Source organism: Roseateles sp., from assembly GCF_039929605.1.
In the GTDB taxonomy this organism is placed as follows: Bacteria; Pseudomonadota; Gammaproteobacteria; order Burkholderiales; family Burkholderiaceae_C; genus Pelomonas.
In genome coordinates this window covers 1-21,888 of the sequence record NZ_JBDSQX010000125.1, presented here as the reverse complement: position 1 = coordinate 21,888, position 21,888 = coordinate 1, and the positions used below count along the sequence as shown (strand labels likewise).

21 protein-coding genes are annotated in these 21,888 nt (G+C 67.6%); 16 read left to right on the top strand and 5 right to left on the bottom strand.

Annotated features, from left to right (window positions below; all coding sequences use genetic code 11):
• Nucleotides 1-82 precede the first annotated feature (82 nt).
• Genes ABIS05_RS17440 through gph form a run of 3 tightly spaced genes read left to right on the top strand, consistent with a single transcriptional unit; the run spans nt 83 to nt 3,553 of the window.
• Nucleotides 83-1,555 carry a GH39 family glycosyl hydrolase gene (locus ABIS05_RS17440; RefSeq protein WP_348010542.1) on the top strand — a complete coding sequence of 491 codons (1,473 nt, stop codon included), beginning with the start codon at nt 83-85 and terminating at the stop codon, nt 1,553-1,555.
• A complete protein-coding gene (locus ABIS05_RS17435; protein ID WP_348010541.1) occupies nt 1,552-2,868 on the top strand; it encodes a glucoamylase family protein in 1,317 nt (438 codons plus the stop codon). The genes ABIS05_RS17440 and ABIS05_RS17435 overlap by 4 nt, the downstream gene beginning before the upstream one ends.
• Nucleotides 2,861-3,553, top strand: coding sequence for a phosphoglycolate phosphatase (gph, locus tag ABIS05_RS17430; RefSeq protein ID WP_348010540.1), 693 nt, complete (start codon nt 2,861-2,863; stop codon nt 3,551-3,553). Before ABIS05_RS17435 ends, gph begins: the two co-directional genes overlap by 8 nt.
• Here the strand turns inward: gph and ABIS05_RS17425 are convergent.
• Nucleotides 3,531-4,133, bottom strand: a complete 603-nt coding sequence (locus ABIS05_RS17425) for a chalcone isomerase family protein (protein WP_348010539.1) — start codon at nt 4,131-4,133, stop codon at nt 3,531-3,533. The genes gph and ABIS05_RS17425 overlap by 23 nt on opposite strands.
• 256 nt (nt 4,134-4,389) lie before the next feature.
• On the opposite strand from ABIS05_RS17425, the gene trpE reads away from it, so the two are divergent.
• The 8 genes from trpE to ABIS05_RS17385 all read left to right on the top strand — a co-directional run bounded on the left by trpE (nt 4,390) and on the right by ABIS05_RS17385 (nt 11,289).
• The gene (gene trpE / locus ABIS05_RS17420) at nt 4,390-5,877 is read left to right on the top strand and encodes an anthranilate synthase component I (RefSeq protein WP_348010538.1); all 1,488 of its coding nucleotides are present in this window, start codon (nt 4,390-4,392) and stop codon (nt 5,875-5,877) included.
• Nucleotides 5,878-5,953: 76 nt separating this feature from the next.
• A complete protein-coding gene (locus tag ABIS05_RS17415; protein ID WP_348010537.1) occupies nt 5,954-6,538 on the top strand; it encodes an aminodeoxychorismate/anthranilate synthase component II in 585 nt (194 codons plus the stop codon).
• Nucleotides 6,535-7,584 (top strand): low-specificity L-threonine aldolase, encoded by a 1,050-nt coding sequence (gene ltaE, locus ABIS05_RS17410; RefSeq protein WP_348010536.1) that lies wholly within the window; start codon nt 6,535-6,537, stop codon nt 7,582-7,584. Before ABIS05_RS17415 ends, ltaE begins: the two co-directional genes overlap by 4 nt.
• 101 nt (nt 7,585-7,685) lie before the next feature.
• Nucleotides 7,686-8,720 carry an anthranilate phosphoribosyltransferase gene (gene trpD / locus ABIS05_RS17405; RefSeq protein ID WP_348010535.1) on the top strand — a complete coding sequence of 345 codons (1,035 nt, stop codon included), beginning with the start codon at nt 7,686-7,688 and terminating at the stop codon, nt 8,718-8,720.
• On the top strand, nt 8,720-9,514 hold the full coding sequence (gene trpC / locus ABIS05_RS17400) for an indole-3-glycerol phosphate synthase TrpC (RefSeq protein ID WP_348010534.1): 795 nt from the start codon (nt 8,720-8,722) through the stop codon (nt 9,512-9,514). The genes trpD and trpC overlap by 1 nt, the downstream gene beginning before the upstream one ends.
• A 32-nt stretch (nt 9,515-9,546) precedes the next feature.
• Entirely contained in the window at nt 9,547-10,278 is a 732-nt protein-coding gene (locus ABIS05_RS17395; protein WP_348010533.1) for a hypothetical protein, read from the top strand.
• A gap of 4 nt (nt 10,279-10,282) precedes the next feature.
• The gene (locus tag ABIS05_RS17390) at nt 10,283-10,981 is read left to right on the top strand and encodes a uracil-DNA glycosylase (protein WP_348010532.1); all 699 of its coding nucleotides are present in this window, start codon (nt 10,283-10,285) and stop codon (nt 10,979-10,981) included.
• A gap of 146 nt (nt 10,982-11,127) precedes the next feature.
• The gene (locus tag ABIS05_RS17385) at nt 11,128-11,289 is read left to right on the top strand and encodes a hypothetical protein (RefSeq protein WP_348010531.1); all 162 of its coding nucleotides are present in this window, start codon (nt 11,128-11,130) and stop codon (nt 11,287-11,289) included.
• Between the two features lie 18 nt (nt 11,290-11,307).
• Here the strand turns inward: ABIS05_RS17385 and ABIS05_RS17380 are convergent, their stop codons facing one another.
• On the bottom strand, nt 11,308-12,240 hold the full coding sequence (locus ABIS05_RS17380) for a LysR family transcriptional regulator (protein ID WP_348010530.1): 933 nt from the start codon (nt 12,238-12,240) through the stop codon (nt 11,308-11,310).
• A gap of 125 nt (nt 12,241-12,365) precedes the next feature.
• Here ABIS05_RS17380 and ABIS05_RS17375 point away from each other — a divergent pair, with 125 nt between their 5' ends.
• From ABIS05_RS17375 to ABIS05_RS17360, 4 genes are all read left to right on the top strand, one after another.
• Nucleotides 12,366-13,154 (top strand): alpha/beta hydrolase fold domain-containing protein, encoded by a 789-nt coding sequence (locus ABIS05_RS17375; protein ID WP_348010529.1) that lies wholly within the window; start codon nt 12,366-12,368, stop codon nt 13,152-13,154.
• A 21-nt stretch (nt 13,155-13,175) separates the two neighbouring features.
• Nucleotides 13,176-14,393 (top strand): efflux RND transporter periplasmic adaptor subunit, encoded by a 1,218-nt coding sequence (locus tag ABIS05_RS17370; protein ID WP_348010528.1) that lies wholly within the window; start codon nt 13,176-13,178, stop codon nt 14,391-14,393.
• 92 nt (nt 14,394-14,485) lie between these two features.
• Nucleotides 14,486-17,686 carry a multidrug efflux RND transporter permease subunit gene (locus ABIS05_RS17365; protein WP_348010527.1) on the top strand — a complete coding sequence of 1,067 codons (3,201 nt, stop codon included), beginning with the start codon at nt 14,486-14,488 and terminating at the stop codon, nt 17,684-17,686.
• A gap of 3 nt (nt 17,687-17,689) precedes the next feature.
• Nucleotides 17,690-19,075 (top strand): efflux transporter outer membrane subunit, encoded by a 1,386-nt coding sequence (locus tag ABIS05_RS17360; RefSeq protein WP_348010526.1) that lies wholly within the window; start codon nt 17,690-17,692, stop codon nt 19,073-19,075.
• Between the two features lie 29 nt (nt 19,076-19,104).
• Here the strand turns inward: ABIS05_RS17360 and ABIS05_RS17355 are convergent, their stop codons facing one another.
• Nucleotides 19,105-19,308: a hypothetical protein gene (locus tag ABIS05_RS17355; protein WP_348010525.1), complete on the bottom strand. Its 204-nt coding sequence runs from the start codon at nt 19,306-19,308 to the stop codon at nt 19,105-19,107.
• Between the two features lie 156 nt (nt 19,309-19,464).
• On the opposite strand from ABIS05_RS17355, the gene ABIS05_RS17350 reads away from it, so the two are divergent.
• Nucleotides 19,465-20,025: a thymidine kinase gene (locus ABIS05_RS17350; RefSeq protein ID WP_348010524.1), complete on the top strand. Its 561-nt coding sequence runs from the start codon at nt 19,465-19,467 to the stop codon at nt 20,023-20,025.
• Between the two features lie 9 nt (nt 20,026-20,034).
• Here ABIS05_RS17350 and ABIS05_RS17345 read toward each other — a convergent pair whose 3' ends face one another.
• A complete protein-coding gene (locus ABIS05_RS17345; protein WP_348063295.1) occupies nt 20,035-20,550 on the bottom strand; it encodes a hypothetical protein in 516 nt (171 codons plus the stop codon).
• A gap of 62 nt (nt 20,551-20,612) precedes the next feature.
• Nucleotides 20,613-21,888 (bottom strand): AMP-binding protein (locus ABIS05_RS17340; protein ID WP_348010522.1); only part of this gene is annotated, 1,276 nt, incomplete at its 5' end.

Below are 21,888 nucleotides of genomic sequence, written 5' to 3'. Positions count from 1 at the left end.
ACTCCTCGCACTCGCCTTCCTGTTCTCTCCACCCGTTGCCTGAGTCGCATTCAGGCGTTGGCCATCACGGAGCCCTTCGAGCATGACCGATTCCGTTTCAAACGCACGCTTTGCCGCCGACCTGACGGCGCCGTCGCGGGCACTGCGTCAACCCTGGCAGTGGTGCGTGGGCAGTGGCCATGCCACGCTGGCACTGCGCGCCGATTGGCAGGCCCAACTGGCGCAGGCACAACGTGACCTAGGCTTCAAGTACGTGCGCTTTCACGGCATCCTCGACGATGACATGGGCACGCTGATCTGCCAGAACGATCAGCCGCTGTATTCGTTCTTCAACACCGACCGGATCTTCGATTTCCTGCTCTCGATCAACATGAAGCCGGTGGTGGAGTTGTCTTTCATGCCGCGCACGCTCTCGTCCGGCGGCGACATCGTCTTCCACTACCAGGGCAATATCACGCCGCCCAAGGACCTGGACGCATGGGCCGAATTGATACGCCGGCTGGTGTCGCACTGGGTCGAGCGCTACGGCATCGACGAAGTCGCCAGTTGGCCGATGGAGTGCTGGAACGAGCCCAATCTGAAGGCCTTCTGGACGGGCGACCAGGCCGACTACTTTGCGCTCTACCGCGCCACCGCGCAGGCCATCAAACAGGTCGATGCGCGCCTGCAGGTCGGCGGCCCGGTCACGGCGGGCAATGGGTGGCTGGACGACTTCACTGCGTATTGCAAACGCAAAGACGTGCCATTCGATTTCGTCAGCACGCACTACTACCCGACCGACCCCTTCGGCGCCATCGACTCCGACACCATCACCCAACTCGAGCACTCCCCGCCTGGAGTCATGCGCCAGCGGGCCAGCGAGGCGCGCGCCGTGGCCGGCACGCTGCCGCTGTACTACACCGAATGGAGCATCAGCTCTAACCCGCGCGACCCGTTTCACGACAGCTCGTTTGCTGCGGCGCTCGCCACGCGCATCGTCATGAGCGTGGACGATGTGGTCGATGGCTACAGCTACTGGACGTTCACGGACATCTTCGAAGAGAACTACTTTCCGAGCGCACCCTTCCACGGCGGCTTCGGCATGATGAACCTGTATGGCGTGCCCAAGCCCATCTACCGCGCCATGCAGATGCTGCGGGCGCTCGGCGACCGACAGATCGACGTGACGGGCGAACACGCCACCGTCGCGGTGTGGGTGGGCGCGGGCACCGAGGCCTCGCCGTCGAGCCGCGTCGTGCTGATCAACCAGGCCCTGCCGCGGCACCCCATTGCCGCCGAGCAGGTCACGCTGCGCCTGTCTCATGCCAGCGGTCGCAAGCCCCGCGCGGTGACGCTCAAGCGCATCGATGCCGAGCACGCCAACCCCGAGCGTGCCTGGCACGAGATGGGCGCGCCGGCCTATCCCTCGCAGGCCCAGGTTGCCGCGCTGGTGTCTGCCTCCGAAGTCGCCTCAGAACCGGTGCCTTTCGAAGCCGGTGAGTCGGTGCTCACCGTTCGCCTGACACTCGCGCCGCAATCGGTGAATCAACTCGACATTCAATGGATGGACGCATGAAGAGCTGTGCCGAAGACAACTCGCTGGATGCGCGCACGCTGCGCCGGCTGCAGCGGAATTCGTTCGACTACTTCGTCAACGAGGTGAATCCGGCCAATGGCCTGGTGCTCGACAAGACGGCGTCGGACTGGCCCGCCAGCATTGCCGCCGTCGGCATGGCCCTGACGGCGTATCCCGTCGGCGTCGAGCGCGGTTTCATCGAGCGCAGTGAAGCCATCGACAGAACGCTGGCGACGTTGCGGTTTCTGGCCGCCAGCGAGCAGAGCGACTCCCCGGAGGCGACCGGCTACAAAGGCTTTTACTACCACTTCCTGCACATGCAAACGGGCCGGCGCGCGTGGCGGTGCGAGCTGTCGAGCATCGACACGGCGCTGCTGATTGCCGGTGCACTCGCGGCCGGCGAATACTTTGACGGCGACGCCGCCGACGAAGTCGAAATCCGCGCGCTGGTGAAGCATCTCTACGAGCGCATCGACTGGGCCTGGATGCTGCACGGCGGCGACACCGTCTGCCATGGCTGGAAGCCGGAGAGCGGCTTTCTGGCGTACCGCTGGGAGGGTTACGACGAGGCGCTGATCCTGTACCTGCTGGCGCTCGGCTCGCCCACCCACCCCATCGATGCGCGCTGCTACGACGCTTGGTGCAACACCTATGCGTGGAAGTCGATCTACGGCATCGATCTGCTGTACGCCGGGCCGCTGTTCATTCACCAGATGTCGCACATCTGGTGCGACATGCGCGGCATTCGAGACCAGTTCATGCGCAAGCACGACTGCGACTATTTCGAGAACAGCCGCCGCGCGACGCTGGTGCAGCAGCAGTACGCGATCCACAACCCGCAGGGCTTCAAACACAGCGGGGCGCTGTGCTGGGGCATCAGCGCCAGCGACGGGCCGGGCACGCTGACCAAGAAGGTGAATGGCGTCGAGCGCGTGTTCTACGACTACGTGGCCCGCGGCGCGCCTTACGGGCCCGACGACGGCACCGTCGCGCCTTGGGCGGTGGCGGCGTCGCTGTGCTTTGCGCCTGAAATCGTCGCGCCGACGATCACGCACATGGCCGCGCTGCACGTCGACGTGCCCAACCCGTATGGGTTCAAGGCCTCGTTCAATCCCGTCTACCGCGAGGAGCTGGACAACGGCATCGGCTGGGTGTCGCCTTACCATTTCGGCATCAACGAAGGCCCGACGGTACTGATGATCGAAAACCACCGCAGCCAGCTCATCTGGCGACTGATGAAAAAGTGCAGTGCACTGCGCAAAGGCCTGGCGGCTGCTGGCTTCTCCGGCGGCTGGCTGGAGGCGCATGGCTGAAATCAATGCCAACAACACGACGGCGCACGCGTCACCACGGGCCTGCATCCTCGACCTGGACGGCACGCTGATCGACACGCTGGGTGACTTCGTCGCGGTCTTGCACCAAGTGCTCGCCGAGTTGGGCCTGCCGGCGGTGCAGCGGGGCTTTGTCGAGCGCACGATTGGCCGCGGCGGCGAGCACCTGGTCCGCGCAACGCTGGCCGAGGTGGGCGCGCAGGCGAGCCTGTTCGACCGCGCCTGGGGGCTCTACCAACAGCATTACGCCGAGATCAACGGCGCGCACGCGGCGGTCTATCCAGGCGTCATCGAAGGCCTGCAGGCCTTGCGTTCACGCGGGCTGCCGCTGGCGGTGCTGACGAACAAGCCCGGCGTGCCCGCGCGCGAGCTGCTCAGGCGCAAGGGGCTGGACGGCTACTTCCAGCACGTCTTCGGCGGCGACGCGTTTGCGCGCAAGAAGCCCGACCCGCTGCCGCTGCTCAAGACCTGCGAGGCCCTGGGCACGCCGCCTTCAGCGACATGGATGGTGGGCGACTCCCGCAACGACGCCGAGGCGGCGCACGCGGCCGGCTGCCCGCTCGTGCTGGTGACCTACGGCTACAACCACGGCGAGGACATCCGCGCCGTGCGGGCCGAGCAGCACGTCGAACGGCTGGACGAGTTCAGCGGCGCTTTTCGCGCTTGACGCCGAGCAGGGCGTCCTTCAGCCCGTCGTCGGCCGGCTTTTCGCCCAGCCAGATGCGCAGCAGCGACGCGAAGAACTCGGGCTCCTTGATGGGCTCGGGCATGACGTTCTTGCCGTTGAGCAGCAGCGTCGAGCCGATGCCCGGCACGTAGTCGACGGTGAAGGTGTCGCCGTTGTTGAGCTGCTTGCGGCTGGCGAAGATCTCGCTGAGCTTGAGCACGCCGTTGATGGACTTGGCGAACTCGTCGCGCGACACGTTGGCCTCCATGCCCTTGGTGAAGAGCTTGCCCAGTTCGTTGCCGTCGATGTCGCGCAGCATGTGGATGTGGATGCGCTTGGGGCCGGGGGCCGCCAGCACCTCGGCCGTCGTGCCGGCCTTGCCCGTCAGGTACAGGCCCGCCGTGTAGACCTTGACGACGAACTTGTAGCGCACGCCAGCGCCGTTGAGCACCAGCTTCTGGCCGGCCAGGTCCAGCGCCGTCTCGTATTTCACGTTGGCCACTTCGACCGTTTCGGCCCGGGCGGTTCCCCCGCCCAGGCTGCTGGCGGCCAACAGGGCCGCGAAGATGAATGCACGCATGTCTGTCTCCGTATTCGTGGCGCAACAACGGCGCCTTCGCGGGCTGAAGTATGGCTCCGCTATACACTCGCCCGCACCATGTTCATCACGCGCAAGCACATCACAGGGTCGAGCGACCGGGGAGCCTGGCCCTGGCGTCCCTGGGTCACTGCTGACTGATGCCGCTTGGCGCGCCCTGACGCGCTCTTTTTCGCGTTGCCCGTTCTCCACCGGGCTGCACGCCAAGCCCTGAAGCTGTCCATTCAAGGTTTGAGACGTGATCACTGAACTCGAATTCCAGAGCCTCGCCGCCGAGGGCTACAACCGCATCCCGCTGATCAGCGAGGCCTTTGCGGATCTCGAAACCCCGCTGTCCCTCTACCTCAAGCTGTGTTCGGGCGCTGGCCATGCGCGCAACAGCTTTCTGCTGGAGTCGGTCGTCGGCGGCGAGCGCTTCGGGCGCTTCTCTTTCATCGGCCTGCCGGCGCGCACGCTGATCCGCGCGACGGGTAACCACTGCGAGGTGCTGACCGACGGCGCCATCGTCGAGACGCACGAAGGCAATCCGCTGGACTTCATCGCGGCCTATCAAGACCGCATCAAGCCCAAGATCCCGAGCGGCCTGCCGCGCTTCTGCGGCGGCCTGGCCGGCTACTTCGGCTACGAGGCCGTGCGGGCCATCGAGAAGCGCCTGGACCGTGAGCACAAGGGCGAGAGCCTGGGCACGCCGGACATCGTGCTGCTGCTGTCGGAGGAAGTCGCCGTCATCGACAACCTGTCCGGCCGCCTCTACCTCATCGTCTGGGCGGACCCGCGCCAGCCCGAGGCCTACTTCCGCGCCAAGAAGAAGCTCTCGCTGCTGCGCGACAAGCTGACCTACTCGGTGAGCGTGCCGCGCGTGCAGCGCAGCGAGGCGCACGCCGTGACGCGCGGTTTCGCCAAGGCCGACTACCTGGCCGCCGTGGCCAAGGCCAAGGAGTACATCGCCGCCGGCGACCTGATGCAGGTGCAGGTGGGCCAGCGCATCTCCAAGCCCTACAAGGCCGAGCCGATCGCGCTGTACCGCGCGCTGCGGGCGCTGAACCCCAGCCCCTATATGTACTTCTACGACATGGGCGACTTCCAGATCGTCGGCGCCAGCCCCGAGATCCTGGTGCGCGAGGAGCACGCCAGCGACGGCAGCCGCAAGGTCACCATCCGCCCGCTGGCCGGCACCCGCCCACGCGGCGCCACGCCCGAGCGCGACCTCGAACTTGAAGCCGAACTGCAGGCCGACCCCAAGGAGCGCGCCGAGCACCTGATGCTGATCGACCTGGCGCGCAACGACATCGGCCGCATCGCGCGCACCGGCAGCGTCAAGGTGACGCAGTCCTTCGCCGTGGAGCGCTACTCGCACGTGATGCACATCGTCTCCAACGTCGAAGGCGTGTTGCGCCCCGAAGTCGGCCAGCTCGACGTGCTCAAGGCCACCTTCCCCGCCGGCACGCTGACCGGCGCGCCCAAGGTGCGGGCGATGGAGCTCATCGACGAACTGGAGCCGGTGCAACGCGGCATCTACGGCGGCGCCTGCGGCTACCTCAGCTTTGCCGGCGACATGGACCTGGCCATCGCCATTCGCACCGGCATCATCAAGAACGGCATGCTGTACGTGCAGGCGGCAGCGGGTGTTGTGGCCGACTCGGTGCCTGAGTTGGAATGGCAAGAGACGGAAGCGAAAGCCCGCGCCTTGCTGCGCGCCGCCGAACTCGTCGAGGAGGGATTTTGATGAGCCCCCACGTTCACTTCGTTCACTGCCCCCCACGGGGGATGGCCTCCCTTGGGGCGGCCCGGCGGGAGTCCAAATGCTGCTGATGATCGACAACTACGACAGCTTCACTTTCAACCTCGTCCAGTACTTCGGTGAACTGGGCGCCGACGTGAAGGTGGTGCGCAACGACGAGATCAGCGTCGCCGAGATGGCGGCGCTGAACGCGGACCACATCGTCTTCTCGCCCGGCCCCTGCACGCCCACCGAGGCCGGCGTGTGCGTGGAAGCCATCCAGCACTTCATCGGCAAGAAGCCGCTGCTGGGCGTGTGCCTCGGCCACCAGGCCATGGGCCAGGCGCTGGGCGGCAAGATCGTCCGCGCGCAGCGGCAGATGCACGGCAAGGCCAGCACGCTAACGACCGACCAGCGCGGCGTCTACACCGGCTTGCCCAAGGATTTCAGCGTCATCCGCTACCACTCCCTCGTCATCGAGGAAGTGACCTGCCCGGCGGTGCTGGAGATCACGTCGCGCAGCGAAGACGGCGAGATCATGGGCGTGCGCCACCGCGAGCTGGCCGGCACGGCCACGCCGCTGGAGGGCGTGCAGTTCCACCCCGAGTCCATCCTCAGCGAGCATGGCCACGCGATGCTGCGCAACTTCCTCGAACTGCGGGCATGAGCGACTACGCGCCGTCTTCCAGCGGTGGCGGGCCCGTCACCGTTGATCTGCGCAGCGACACGGTCACCAAGCCGACGTCGGCCATGCTCGCGGCCATTGCGGCGGCGCAGGTCGGTGACGACGTGTTCGGCGATGACCCCACCGTCAACGCGCTGCAGGAGCGCGTCGCCGCCCTGCTCGGCAAAGAGGCCGCCCTCTTCATGAGCAGTGGCACGCAGAGCAACCTCTGCGGCCTGCTGGCCCATTGCGGGCGCGGCGACGAGTACATCGTCGGCCAGCTCGCCCACACCTACCGCTACGAGGGCGGCGGCGCGGCGGCGCTGGGCGGCATCCAGCCGCAACCGCTGGCGCAGCAGCCCGACGGCACGCTGAAGCTGGAGGACATCGCCGCCGCCATCAAACCCGATGACCCGCACTTCGCGCGCACGCGGCTGCTGGCGCTGGAGAACACGTGGAGCGGCCAGGTGCTGTCCACCCAGTACACCAACGAAGCCTGCGAGCTGGCGCATGCGCGCGGCCTGGCCACGCATCTGGACGGCGCGCGCCTGTTCAACGCCGCAGTCGCCTCCGGCCGCAGCGTGGCGGACCTGGCGCGCACGTTCGACTCGGTCTCCATCTGCTTCAGCAAGGGCCTGGGCGCGCCCATCGGCTCGATGCTCGTCGGCTCGCGCGAGCTGATCGCTCGCGCCTACCGCGTGCGCAAGATGGTCGGCGGCGGGCTGCGCCAGGTAGGCCTGCTGGCGGCAGCGGCCGACCATGCGCTGACCCACCACGTCGACCGCCTGGCCGATGACCACGCGCTGGCCCGCCGGCTCGCCGAGGGGCTGGCCGCGCTGCCGGATGTCACCGTCACGCCACCGCAGACGAATATCGTCTTCGCCCAGGTGAGCGACGGCCGCACGCCGGCGCTGCTGGAGCACCTCAAATCACGCGGCGTGCTGGCCACCGGCCTCATCGGCCTGCGCTTCGTGACCCACCTCGACGTCGACGCCGCCGGCATCGACCACGCTATCGCAGTTGCCCGCGAATTCCTCGAAAAGGCATGAAATGAAAACCAAACAAAGCCACAGAGGCTGTGCTCTCTTGCCGCACGCCGCCTCGCGTTTCATGCCTCGCGGGTGCTGCGAACACGGAATGGAAAACTGACATGTCCATCACCGACAACGAAGCCCTGACCCGCGTCATCGAGCACCGCGAGATCTTCCACGACGAGATGCTGACGCTGATGCACCGCATCATGGCCGGCGAGATGTCGCCCGTCATCGCCGCCGCGCTGCTGACCGGCCTGCGCGTGAAGAAGGAAACCATCGGCGAGATCACCGCTGCCGCGCAGGTCATGCGTGAGCTGAGCAACAAGGTGCCGCTCGGCCCGCAGCCGCATCTGGTCGACGTCGTCGGCACCGGCGGCGACGGCGCGCACAGCTTCAACATCTCGACCTGCTCGATGTTCGTGGCCGCCGCCGGTGGCGCGCAGGTGGCCAAGCACGGCAACCGGAGTGTGAGCAGCAAGACCGGCAGTGCCGACGTGCTGGAGGCCCTGGGCGCCAACATCCAGCTGTCGCCGCGCCAGGTGGCCGCCTCGGTCGCCGAATGCGACATCGGTTTCATGTTCGCGCCCAACCACCACCCGGCGATGAAGAACATCGCGCCGGTGCGCCGCGAGCTGGGCATCCGCACGATCTTCAACATCCTCGGGCCCCTGACCAACCCGGCCGGCGCGCCCAACATCCTGATGGGCGTCTTCCACCCGGACCTCGTCGGCATCCAGGTGCGCGTACTGCAGCGCCTGGGCGCCGAGCACGCCCTCGTCGTCTACGGCAAGGACGGCATGGACGAGATCTCGCTGGGCGCGACGACGCTGGTGGGCGAGCTGCGCAACGGCGCCGTGCGCGAGTACGAGATCCACCCGGAAGACTTCGGCTTCGCGATGGCCAGCAACCGCAGCCTGAAGGTGGAAGGCCCCGAGCAGTCGCGCGAGATGCTGATCGGCGTGCTGGACGGCAAGCCGGGCCCGGCGCGCGACATCGTGCTGCTGAACGCCGGCGCGACGCTATACGCCGCCAACGTGGCGCCGACGCTGGCCGACGGCATCACCCACGCCCGCGAGGCGCTGGACAGCGGCGCGGCGCGTGCCAAGCTGGATGCCTTCGTGCAGGCCACCCAAAGACTGGGGAAGAACTGATGAGCGATATCCTGAACAAGATCGTCGAGGTCAAGTGGGAAGAGATCGCGGCGGTCAAGCTGAAGCGCTCGCTCGCCTCGCAACGTGAGGAGGCCGAGGCCCGCAAGCCCGAGCGCCTCGGCTTTGAGCGCTCGCTGCGCGCGACCATTGCAGCCGGCCACGCCGCCGTCATCGCCGAGATCAAGAAGGCCAGCCCCAGCAAGGGCGTGCTGCGCGAGGACTTCAAGCCCGCCGAGATCGCCGAGACCTACGCCCGCAACGGCGCGGCCTGCCTGAGCGTGCTGACCGACGAGCGCTTCTTCCAGGGTTCCGTCGCCTACCTGCAGCAGGCCCGCGCCGCCTGCGAGCTGCCGGTGTTGCGCAAGGACTTCATGGTCGACGAGTACCAAGTCATGGAAGCCGGCGCAATGGGCGCGGACTGCATCCTGCTGATCGCCGCCTGCCTGGCCGACACGCAGATGGCCGACCTCGAAGCGGCGGCGTTCGCGCTCGGCCTGGACGTGCTGGTCGAGGTGCACGACGGCGACGAACTCGGCCGCGCGCTGAAGCTGAAGACGCCGCTGGTGGGCATCAACAACCGCAACCTGCGCACCTTCGACGTGACGCTGGACACCACGCTGGGCCTGCTGTCGCGCGTGCCGGCAGACCGGCTGCTGGTGACCGAGTCCGGCATCCTCGGCGCGGCGGACGTGCAACGCATGCGTGCGGCGAACGTGAACGCCTTCCTCGTCGGCGAGGCCTTCATGCGTGCGCCGGACCCGGGCCAGGCGCTGGCGAACTTGTTCTCGGTTTGAACGTCCAGCACTCGAAATCTGCAGAACCTCACATGTTGCCCGCCCACCGTTTCCTCGTTGCCATCGCCACGGCTGGCCTGCTGTGTTTCAGTCGAATCTGCGCCGCTCAGTCAGCGCCCACGGACTCCATCCGGCAATGGATGGACTCACTACGCGGCCCCATCTCTCGCATCTCGCAAACGACTGGCGATTGGGCGCAACAACGACAGATCGAGGAGCGCGTGGCGGCCAAGGTCCGCGAGCGCGTCATAGCTGATCCAGAGCATCCCAGCTTGGTTGACAAGACCGAGGGAGGCTCAACGGTGTTGATGCATGCCAGCCTGCATGGCTATGCACTCGTTGTGGAAGCTTTGCTGGAGTCACCCGCCGTCAGACGCGAGCTGGAAGCCAGCAATTCCACGGGTGCTACTGCATGGACCTTGTCTAACTTCGCCTGGAAGCAAGCCGCCTGGGTCTGCGCCCCCAACATCCTCGCCGACCCGTTTGCTGCAGCTCAGAACGTCATCCTGAGCTTCTACTACGTCAAGGCACCGGAGAACCAATACGCCAGGATTCGCAGTGCGCTGGCGCGCGCCGGGGCCCGACAGGACTTGGAGGCTGCCAAGAAGGCCTGGCTGGCGAATTGCCCACCTGCGAGACCCGAGGTGATCGCCAGGGTCAAGGTATCGGAGGACCTGCTGCGGACCTTGCTTCTAGAGGCGGACGTGAGCTTGGCAAGCTTCCAGTCCCGCCCCGCCAGTGGCGCATCCGGAAACCGGAGATGAATGCGTGAGCCGGTCTGTCTTTCCTGCAAATCCTGACGACCTGCATGACTGGCGCCCCGTCGTCGAAGCCTGGGCCGCGTCACCCGCCGGCCAGCGCATCGAGGCTTTCCTGGAAGAGCGCGTCGCCGCCGGCGCCACCATCTACCCGCCCGAGCCACTGCGTGCATTGACGCTGACGCCGCTCAGCGCCACCCGCGTCGTCATCCTCGGCCAGGACCCGTACCACGGCCCCGGCCAGGCCGAAGGCCTCTCCTTCAGCGTGCCCGAGGGCGTGCGCCCGCCGCCGAGCCTGCTGAACATCTTCAAGGAGATCGAGCGCGACCTCGGCACGCCCCGCCCCAAGACCGGCAGCCTGGTCAGCTGGGCCAAGGGCGGCACGCTGCTGCTGAACGCCGTGCTGACCGTGGAAGACGGCCAGCCCGCCAGCCACGCCAACAAGGGCTGGGAGGCGCTGACCGACGCGCTCATCAAGGCTGCGGCGCAAGACCCGGCCCCCAAGGTCTTCATGCTGTGGGGCGCCTACGCCCAGGCCAAGGCGCCGTTGATCGAGGCGGCTGGCCAAAGCCACCTCGTGCTGAAGGCCAACCACCCGTCGCCCCTCTCAGCGCTGAAACCGCCGCGCCCCTTCATCGGCTGCGGGCATTTCTCGACGGCCAAGGCTTGGCTGGAAGAGCGCGGGCGGGGTGCGCCTCGCAAAGCCTGAGGGCGGCTTCAAGCGGCGGATTGTTCCGCGCCCAGCAACTCGCCGTTCTGCTGCGCCCGCTTTATCTCGCGGCCCGCAATTCTTAAAGTGACAACCTGTCGGCACACCCCATTCCACACGAGGGTGGCCGGCCCAGGAGAGTCACCATGAACAACACCGCACGCCCCCTCTTCACGCTCATCACCGCCGCGACGGCCGTCGTGGCGTTGGCGGCGAGCATGTTGCTGGCCATCAGCGCACCAGCGCCGGCCACGGATGATTTCTCGCCCCCGGCTCTGATGGCCGCAGCGGAGCCCGAGCAGGCCTGAGCCTGGGCTATCCAGCGATCAGCTCGTACAGCGCAACGTCATCCCGCCCAGCGCCTCGCGCCCGAGCAGTTCGACGACCCAGTCGACGAACACCCGCAGCTTGCTGCTGAGGTGGCGGTTGGGCGGATAGACCACATAGACCGGCACCGGCTCGGCGTCCCAGTCCTCCAACACCCGCACCAGCGCGCCGCTCTTGATCAGCGGCGAGGCCATGAAGCAGGTCACCTGCACCACGCCCAGATGGGCCAGGCCGGCGTTCAGATAAGCATTCGCATCGTTCACCGCGAGGACATGGTTGCCCACCACCTCCACACGCTCATCGTCACGGCGGAAGGTGTCTGACATGACCTTGCCGCTGCGCGCCGAGAAGTAGCCCACCATGCGGTGCGGCGCCTCGCCCAGCTCACGCGGGTGGGCGGGCGTGCCGTGGCGGCGCAGGTACTCCGGCGTGGCGCAGGTGATGAAGCGGAACTCGGAAATGCGCCGCGCCACCAGGCTCTGGTCGGTCAGGTCACCACCGCGGATGACGCAATCGATGTTGTCGCTGATCAGGTCCACCGTGCGGTCGCTAACACCCAGCTCGATCTGGATGTCCGGGTACTTGGCGTAGAAATCAGGCAGGTGGGGAATGATCATTTCGCGGCCCACCACGCCGGGCACGTCGATGCGAATGCGCCCACGCGGCGTCACGCGCGCCTGGCTCATGCTGCCTTCCAACTCCTCCAGGTCGCCCAGCAGGCGCACGGCGCGCTCGTAGTAGGCGGCGCCGTCTGGCGTGACCGTGACACGGCGTGTCGTGCGGTTCAACAGCTTGGTGCGCAGATGCGATTCCAGCGTCTGGATCAACCGCGTGACGGTGGCCTTGGGCAGGTCCAGCGAGTCGGCCGCCTTGGTGAAGGTGCCGGCCTCGACGACCCGGACATAGGCTTGCATCGCAGTGAGTCGGTCCATGGGCTTCGTTGTTGAGTGCCGGTCGGCCAACTGTTGCTGGCGACGCAGATTGTTCCACGCGAAGGAAAAGTGAGTCACTTTGCAGGGCGTTTATCTAGGGGACACGAAGCCCTATCTTTCGGTCCATGGACAAGCTCGCCACCCCTTCCCCGCTGCGCCTGGGCCCCGCCCCCGGTCTGACGGCCCAGTACTACGCCGCAGTACGTCCGCTGGACGGCGGCGGGCGCGCGCTGGTGCTTTTTCTGCACGGCGGCGCGTTCACCGACTGCGCGACCGAGGCCGCCGCCGCGCGCAGCCAGCTGCTGGCCGAAGCCGGTGCCGACGTTGTCGCGCTGGACTACCCACTCGCGCCCGCCCACCCCTTCCCCACCGGCCTGAGCGCCGCCTTCGAGGCGCTGCAAGCCCTGGCCGCCAAGCCGCCGAAACTGATCGGCAGTGCCCAGACGGCGCTGTTCGTGGCCGGCGAGGAAGCCGGCGGCAACATCGCCGCCGCATTGGCGCTGATGGCGCGTGACCAGCGCGCCCCGCATCTCGCCGGCCAGTTGCTGATCTCGCCGATGCTGGACCCGGTGCTGGGAACGGCCTCCATGCGCGAGGGCGAATGCGGTGGCTGCGAATGCATCTACGCCAAGGGCTGGCAGGCCTACCTGGGCACCAGCACGCGCGCTGACCATCCCTACGCCGCACCGCTGAACGCCAGCCGCCTGGCGGGCCTGGCGCAGGCGTTGATCCTCAGCGTGGCTGGCCATCCGCTGAACGACGAATCGCGCCGCTACGCCGCCGCATTGCGCGAGCACGGTGGCGCCGCCAAGGAGCTGACGCTGCCGGCCATCGCGCCGGGCTATGTGCTGGCCCCCATCCATGAATTCCTGAGCCAGGCCACGCGCCAGGCTCTCGCATCGCCTTCTGCTTGATACCCCCTGGGAGAGAACGACATGCCATCCACCACCCCCCGTTTCAATCGCCGCATCGGCGTCATCGCGGGTGCCATCGCCCTCGTGGCACTCGGCGCCATCGGCTTCGGCCAGTTCAACCAGCCGGCCCAGGCCAACTCGGGCCCCGCCGCACCGCCGGCCACGCCGGTCTCGGTCGCCCAGGTCGTCAGCCAGGACGTGGCCGCCTGGAACGAGTTCTCCGGCCGGCTCGAGGCCGTGGAGCGCGTCGACGTGCGCGCCCGCGTGTCGGGCGCCGTGCAGCAACTCCATTTCCGCGAGGGCAGCCTCGTGAAGGCGGGCGACCTGCTCGTCACCATCGACCCCGCGCCCTACCAGGCCGAGGTGGCACGCTTCGAGGCGCAGGTGGCCGCAGCCCAGGCGCGCGTGACCTACTCGCAGAGCGAAGCCGCAAGGGCCAAGGCGCTGTGGGAAGACCGCGCCGTGGCCCGCCGCGAGTTCGACGAGAAGGACAACGCTGCCCGTGAGGCCGCCGCCAACCTGCGCGCCGCGCAGGCCGCGCTGCAGTCGGCGCAGCTGAGCCTGGGCTACACGCAGGTGCGGGCGCCGGTGGCGGGCCGCGTCGGCCGCGTGGAGGTGACGCAGGGCAACCTCGTCGCCGCCGGTGCCGGTGCGCCGGTGCTGACGACGCTGGTGTCGGTGAGCCCGATCTACGCGAGCTTCGACGCCGACGAGAAGGTCGTGCGCGAGGCGCTCGCTTCTTTGCCCAGCGGTGCGGCCGCGCGCTTGGGGCTGGAGCGCATCCCCGTCGAGATGCTCGCGGGCAGTGACAAAGCCACCACCGGCCGCTTGCAGCTTGTCGACAACCAGGTCGACGCCAAGAGCGGCACGCTGCGCGTGCGCGCCGTGTTCGACAACAAGGACGGCGGCCTGATGCCCGGCCAGTTCGCCAAGCTGCGCATGGGCCAGGCATCGAGCGAGGCCGCGCTGCTGGTGAATGAGCGCGCCGTCGGCACCGACCAGGACAAGCGTTATGTCATCGTCGTCGGTCAGGGCAACCAGGCCGAGTGGCGACCAGTGACGCTGGGCGCCAACGTGAACGGCCTGCGCGTCGTGACGAGCGGGCTGAAAGCCGGCGAGCGCGTCGTTGTCGGCGGCGTGCAGCGGGTGAAGCCGGGCTCCGTGCTCGCCCCGAAGGACGTCGCCATGGACGCCAAGCCCGAGCTCGCTGCGCAGCAAGCGGCTGCGAAGACCTCCTGATTCCTTAGCCCCCACCTCACCGCGAGCCCCGCGCTGCGGGCCGGTTACGCCGGCCCGTGGGCGTGGTGTTGCCGTTCGCCGAAGGAAGCACCATGAATTTCTCCAAATTCTTCATCGACCGCCCCATCTTTGCGGGCGTGCTGTCGCTGCTGATCTTCATCGGCGGCCTGCTGTCGATACGCGCGCTGCCGATCTCGGAATACCCCGACGTCGTGCCGCCCTCGGTCGTCGTGCGTGCCCAGTACCCGGGCGCCAACCCCAAGGTCATCGCCGAGACGGTGGCCACGCCGCTGGAAGAAGCCATCAACGGCGTGCAGGACATGCTCTACATGAGCAGCCAGGCGACCACCGACGGCCTGATGACGCTGACCGTGAGCTTCAAGCTCGGCACCGACCCCGACAAGGCCCAGCAGCTGGTGCAGAACCGCGTCAGCCAGGCCGAGGCGCGGCTGCCCGAGGAGGTCAAGCGCCTGGGCGTGTCGACGGTCAAGAGCAGCCCCGACCTGACCATGGTCGTGCACCTGACCTCGCCCAACGACCGCTACGACATGACCTACCTGCGCAACTACGCGCTGCTCAACGTCAAGGACCGCCTCGCGCGCATCCCCGGCGTCGGCCAGGTGCTGATGTTCGGCGCGGGCGACTACGCGATGCGCGTGTGGCTGGACCCGCAGAAGGTGGCCGAGCACGGCCTGTCGGCCAGCGACGTGGTGGCCGCCATCCGCAGCCAGAACGTGCAGGCGGCCGCCGGTGTGGTCGGCGCGTCGCCCGGCTTGGCAGGCATCGACCTGCAGTTGTCGGTCAACGCACAAGGGCGTCTGCAATCGGTTGAGGAGTTCGGCGACATCATCGTCAAGAGCGGTACTAACGGAGCGGTCACGCGGCTGCGTGACCTGGGCCGCCTCGAACTCGGTGCCAGCGAATACGCGCTGCGCTCGCTGCTGGACAACAAGTCCGCCGTCGCCGTGCCGATCTTCCAGGCCCCGGGCGGCAACGCGCTGGACATCTCCGCCAACGTGCGCGCCACGATGGAAGAGCTGAAGGCCGCGATGCCCGAAGGCGTGGAATACACCATCGTCTACGACCCGACGCAGTTCGTGCGCGCGTCCATCGAGTCCGTCATCCACACGCTGCTCGAAGCGGTCGCACTGGTGGTGCTCGTCGTCATCCTGTTCCTGCAGACCTGGCGCGCGTCCATCATCCCGCTGCTGGCCGTGCCGGTGTCCATCATCGGCACCTTCGCGGTGATGCACGGCTTCGGTTTCTCGATCAACGCGTTGAGCCTGTTCGGCCTGGTGCTGGCCATCGGCATCGTCGTGGACGACGCCATCGTCGTGGTGGAGAACGTGGAGCGCAACATCGCCTCGGGGCTGTCGCCGCGCGAGGCCACCTACCGCGCGATGCGTGAGGTCTCCGGCCCCATCATCGCCATCGCGCTGACGCTGATCTCGGTGTTCGTGCCGCTGGCCTTCATCACCGGCCTGACGGGCCAGTTCTACAAGCAGTTCGCGCTGACCATCGCCATCTCGACGGTGATCTCGGCGATCAACTCGCTCACCCTCTCGCCGGCCCTCGCCGCCCTGCTGCTGAAGGGCCACGACGCGCCCAAGGACGCGCTGACGCGCGGCATGGACAAGGTCTTCGGCCGCTTCTTCGCAGGCTTCAATCGGCTGTTCGCCAGCAGCTCAGCGAAGTACGGCAGCGGCGTGAAGACGCTGATGTCGCGCAAGGCGCTGATGATGGTCATCTACCTGGTGCTGGTGGCGGCCACGGCCGGCCTCTTCAAGGCCGTGCCCGGCGGCTTCGTGCCGGGCCAGGACAAGCAGTACCTGATCGGCTTTGCCCAGCTGCCCGACGGCGCCACGCTGGACCGCACGGAAGACGTCATCCGCCGCATGACCGACATCACGCTGAAGACGCCGGGTGTCGAACACGCGGTGGCCTTCCCCGGCCTGTCGATCAACGGCTTCACCAACAGCTCCAGCTCGGGCATCGTCTTCGCCACGCTGAAGCCCTTCGATGAGCGCAAGAGCAAAGACCTGTCCGCCGGCGCGATTGCCGGCTCGCTGAACGCGCAATACGGCGCCATCGAGGACGCCTTCATCGTCATGTTCCCGCCGCCGCCCGTGCAGGGCCTGGGCACGACGGGCGGCTTCAAGCTGCAGCTGCAGGACCGCGGCGGCGTCGGCTACGAGGCGATGGACCAGGCGGTCAAGGCCTTCATGGCCAAGGCCGGCAACCCCGCAACAGCGCCGGAACTGGCCGGGCTGTTCTCCAGCTACCAGGTCAACGTGCCGCAGCTGTTTGCCGACCTCGACCGCACCCGCGCCCGCCAGCTCGGCGTGGCCGTGACAGACGTGTTCGACACGATGCAGATCTACCTCGGCAGCCTGTACGTGAACGACTTCAACCAGTTCGGCCGCACCTACTCGGTCCGCGTGCAGGCCGATGCGCCCTACCGCGCCCGGGCCGAGGACATCGGCTCGCTGAAGGTGCGCTCCAACACCGGCGAGATGGTGCCGCTGTCAGCCGTGATGAAGGTCAAGCCCAGCTTCGGCCCCGAGCGCGCCATGCGCTACAACGGTTTCCTGACCGCCGACATCAACGGCGGCGCGGCGCCCGGCTTCTCGTCGGGCCAGGCCCAGGCCGCCGCCGAGCGCATCGCCGCCGAGACGCTGCCCCCTGGTGTCGGCTACGAGTGGACCGACCTGACCTACCAGGAAAAGATCGCCGGCAACTCGGGCGCGTGGGTGTTCCCGCTGGCCATCCTGCTGGTCTTCCTGGTGCTGGCCGCGCAGTACGAAAGCCTGACGCTGCCGATCGCCATCCTGCTGATCGTGCCGATGGGCCTGCTGGCCGCGATGACGGGCGTCTGGATGAGCCACGGCGACAACAACGTGTTCACGCAGATCGGGCTCATCGTGCTGGTCGGCTTGTCGGCCAAGAACGCGATCCTGATCGTCGAGTTCGCACGTGAGCTGGAGTTTGCCGGCCGCACGCCGGTGCAGGCCGCGCTGGAGGCGGCACGGCTGAGGCTGCGGCCCATCCTGATGACGTCGATGGCCTTTGTAATGGGCGTGCTGCCGCTCGTTCTGTCGACGGGAGCTGGCGCCGAAATGCGCCAGGCCATGGGCATCGCCGTGTTCGCCGGAATGATCGGCGTGACCGTCTTCGGCCTGTTCCTGACGCCGCTCTTCTACGTCATCGTCCGCCGCCTCACCGGCAACGCGCCACTGCGCCACCACGGCGGTCAGGTCGCTCATGCCGCCGCCGCCATCCCGCAAGGAGAGTGATCAATGAAATTGAACCTGACCCCACTTTTTGCAGCACTGCTGCTGGCCGGTTGCGCCTCGGCCGGCACGGTCGACCCGGCCCAGCTGCCGCAGGCGCCAGCAGCCTACAAGGCCGCATCTGCGAACGACGCACCTGCACTGACCGCCAGCTGGTGGCAGCCCTTTGCCGACCCCGTGCTGGACGACCTCGTCGGCCGCGCGATGGCGGCCAACACGAGCGTGCAGGCAGCCGCCAACCGGTTGGCGCAAGCCCGCGCGGCGCTGGGCGGCGCCGAGGCCTCGCGGCTGCCGCAGCTCGGCGCATCGGCCGGTGCCGGCCGCGCAGCCGACCCCGGCGCGCGAGGCGCCACGCAGTACAGCGCCGGCCTGAACCTGGCCTATGAGCTGGACCTCGGCGGCCGCCTGCTGCATGAGCGCAACGCCTCGTCGCTGGACGTGCGAGCCCGTGAGCAGCTGCTGGCCGACGCCCGCCTGCTGGTGCAGGCCAACGTCGCCCGCGGCTACCTGGCACTGCGCGCGCTGGACGCTGAGCGCGACATCGTGCGCGGCACCGTCGCGGCCTATGCCGAGACGCTGGCCCTGACCGAAAAGCGCGCCCGCGCCGGCGACGTGGCCGACCTGGACCTGGCCCGTGTGCGCACCGAGCTGGCCGCCAACGAGGCCGAGGCCTTCGCGCTGGATCGCCGCCGCCTGGAGCTGGAAACGGCGCTGGCCGTGCTGCTGGGCGAGCCAGCGTCCAACTTCCGCCTCGCACCCACGCCGTGGACGACCGCGCTGCCCACCGTGCCCGCTGGCCTGCCCAGCGAGCTGCTGCAGCGCCGGCCCGACCTCGCCGCCGCCAGCAGCCAGCTGCAGGCCGCGCAGGCCCGAGTCGGCGTGGCGCAGGCCGCCTGGTGGCCCAGCCTCGCGCTGACGGCCCAGGGTGGTGGCGTGTCGAGCCAGGTTTCCGACCTGTTGCGGAGCGGCGCGAGCACCTGGGGCGTGGGCCTGCTGGCCGCGCTGCCGATCTTCGATGGCGGCCGCCGCGAGGCCGGCGTCAACGCGGCCAAGGCTCAGCTCGACGGCAGTTCAATAGCCTTCCGCGAGCAGTTCCTGCTGGCGCTGAAGGACGTGGAAGACCAGCTCGGCGCCCTCACGCTGCTGCAGGCCCAGGGCGAAGCCAATTCACGTGCCGTCAGCGCCGCTGGCCAGGCGCTGCGCTTGTCCGACACGCGCTACCGCAACGGCCTCGTCAGCCAACTCGAATTGCTGGACGCACGCCGCAGCGAACTCGCCAACAAGCGTGCGGCGCTGCAGGTGCGCTCGGCGCAGTACCAGGCGACCGTCGGCCTCATCCGCGCGCTGGGCGGCGGCTGGAGCGAGGTCGGCGTCAAGCTGGCTGGCCGCTGAGCGCGGCCGGCATCAGCTAGGTTGCTGCGTCAGGGGAGGGTCTTGCAGTTGGGCTTGCAGACCACCTCGTTACGCCCTAACAGCCGGATCGACTGCAGGCTGGCAGGCGCACGGTGCTTGCCGCATTTGAAGCAGGAGCGCGTGTGGCCGCTGCCGAGGAAGGGCGAACCGCCCACTTTCGTCTGGTAGCGCAGGCCGTCTTGGCGGACCGCGGTCACGGTGTCTTTGCTCATTCTTCGCACAGGTCAGGACGAAGTGTGCATTGATGCACATGAAGCATGACAGCGCCACCTCGCAAGCCCCTGGTTAGGCATCAAACCACGGGCTTCCCCTACCCGCAAGCACGGGGTCAGGCGCCGGGGACAATGCAAGCCTGCTCTCGACGACCCATGGCCAAGCTCTTTTTCAGATATGCCGCAATGAATGCGGGCAAGTCCACCGCGCTGCTGCAGGTGGCTCACAACTATGAAGAGCGTGGCCACCGCGTGCGCATCTTCACGGCCCGGCTGGACGACCGCTACGGCCACGGCTTCGTCACGTCGCGCCTGGGCCCCAAGCGCGAGGCCGAGCAGTTCGATGCCCACACCGACTTCCGGGCGCTGATGACAGACAGCCCCGGCATCGCCTGCATCCTCATCGACGAGGCGCAGTTCCTGTCCAAACAGCAAGTGCAGCAGTTGCACGAGATGGCGCATCTGAGCAACCTGCCGGCCATCTGCTACGGCCTGCGCACGGACTTCCAGGGCGAGCTCTTCCCTGGCTCGGCCGCGCTGCTGGCGCTGGCCGACGAGATGGACGAGATGAAGACCATCTGCGACTGCGGCCGCAAGGCGACGATGAACATGCGTGTGGACGCCGGCAACCGCAAGGTCACCGAGGGTGCCCAGGTGGAGATCGGCGGCAACGCCCGCTACCGATCAGTCTGCGGGCGCTGCTTCAGGCAAGGCTAGCCCGGCCGATCAACGCAGGCCCAGCGCGTCTCGCACGGCGGCGGCGGCGTCGTCGCCCTTGGCCTTCTGCACGCGCTCCACGAACTGCAGCGCCAGGCCCTGCAATTCGCTCAGGCTGTCGCAGCGCTCGACCTCCAGCGCGAAGGCATAGCCCTTGAAGGGGCCGAGCAGCTTGGTGGCCTGACCGCTCATGTAGGTGTAGAGGGCGGCGCGGTCCAGCAGCGGGGAGCCCCCGGCACCGCGCGGAGGTGATGCCGCTGCGGCCGCAGGAGCCGGTGCAGGCGCTGCGGCACGTGGGGGTGCCGGCGGCGGAGCCGAACCGCCTTGCGGCACGATCAGGCCCTGCTGGCGCAGCGCTTCGAGATCGGCCTCGGTCGCCCCGGTGACCATGCGCAGCCAGTCGCCGGCCGTCTTGCTCGCGTCAAGCACCAGCAGCAGGTTGCGCGCGGCGCGGGACAACGGCAGGGCGCGCGCGCGAATCTCGGCGCGGCCAGCCTCAGTTTTGGAATGCAGCAAATCAAGCACGGTGTGGAGCCTCGCCCGCGACGGATTCACCGTCGGCAGGCCTCGTCACAAAGAAACGGCGATCAGGTCTTGTCTCGCAACTCGCGGCGCAGGATCTTGCCCACGGGGGTCTTGGGCAGGTCGGTGCGGAACTCGACGATCTTGGGACGTTTGTAGCCGGTCAGGTTCAGTTCGCAATAGGCCCGTACATCGGCCTCGGTGAGATTCGGGTCTTTCTTCACGATGACGACCTTCACGGCCTCTCCGGCCTTGGCGTCCAGCACGCCCACGGCGGCGCACTCCAGCACGCCGGGCATCTGCGTGAGAACGTCCTCGACCTCGTTGGGATACACGTTGAAACCGCTGACGAGGATCATGTCCTTCTTGCGGTCGACTATTCTGAAATAACCCCGTTCATCGACGGTGCCGATGTCACCGGTGCGGAAGAAGTTGTCCGCCGTCATGACCTTGGCGGTCTCGTCCGGCCGCTGCCAGTAGCCGGCCATGACCTGCGGGCCGCGGATGGCGATCTCGCCCGGCTGACCCATGGGCACTTCGTTGCCGTCGTCATCCAGCAGCGTGAGTTCGGTCAGCGGCATGGGCAGGCCGATGGTGCCGCTGTAGGCAGTGCTGTCGGTCGGGTTGCAGGTGGCCGACGGCGAGGTCTCGGACAGGCCGTAGCCCTCGACGATGGGGCAGCCGGTCTTTTCCAGCCAGAGCTTGGCGGTGGCGGCCTGCACCGCCATGCCGCCGCCGACCGAAATCACCAGCCCGCCCCAGTTGACGGTGTCGAACAAGGGGTGGTTGGCCATCGCCATGAAGAGCGTGTTGACGGCCGGGAGGCTGTGGAATTGATGGCGAGCCAGCTCCTTGAAAACACCGGGCAGGTCGCGCGGATTTGGGATCAGGATGTTGCAGCCCCCGACATGCATGGACAGCATCATGTTCGTGGTGAAACCGAAGATGTGATACAGCGGCAGCGCGCAAACAGTCATCAACTGCTCGCCCGGCGGCATCTTGTTCATGGCCGGCTGGTACCAAGCCTCGCACTGCATCACATTGGCCACCAAGTTGCGATGCAAGAGCACGGCACCCTTGCTGACGCCGGTCGTGCCGCCGGTGTATTGCAGCACCGCGATGTCATTCGGACCCAAGGCGGGCGCTTGGTATGCCAAGCTGCGACCCTTGGACAGCGCATCTTTGAAGCTCACCGCCGACGGCAGCTCAAAGGCGGGCACCGCCTTTTTGACCTTGCGCACCACGTAATTGGCGATCAGGCCGACCGGAAAGCCGAGCAGGTCGCCAACCGAGGCCACGATCACATGGCGCGTCGGCACTGCCGCCATCACCTGCTGCAAC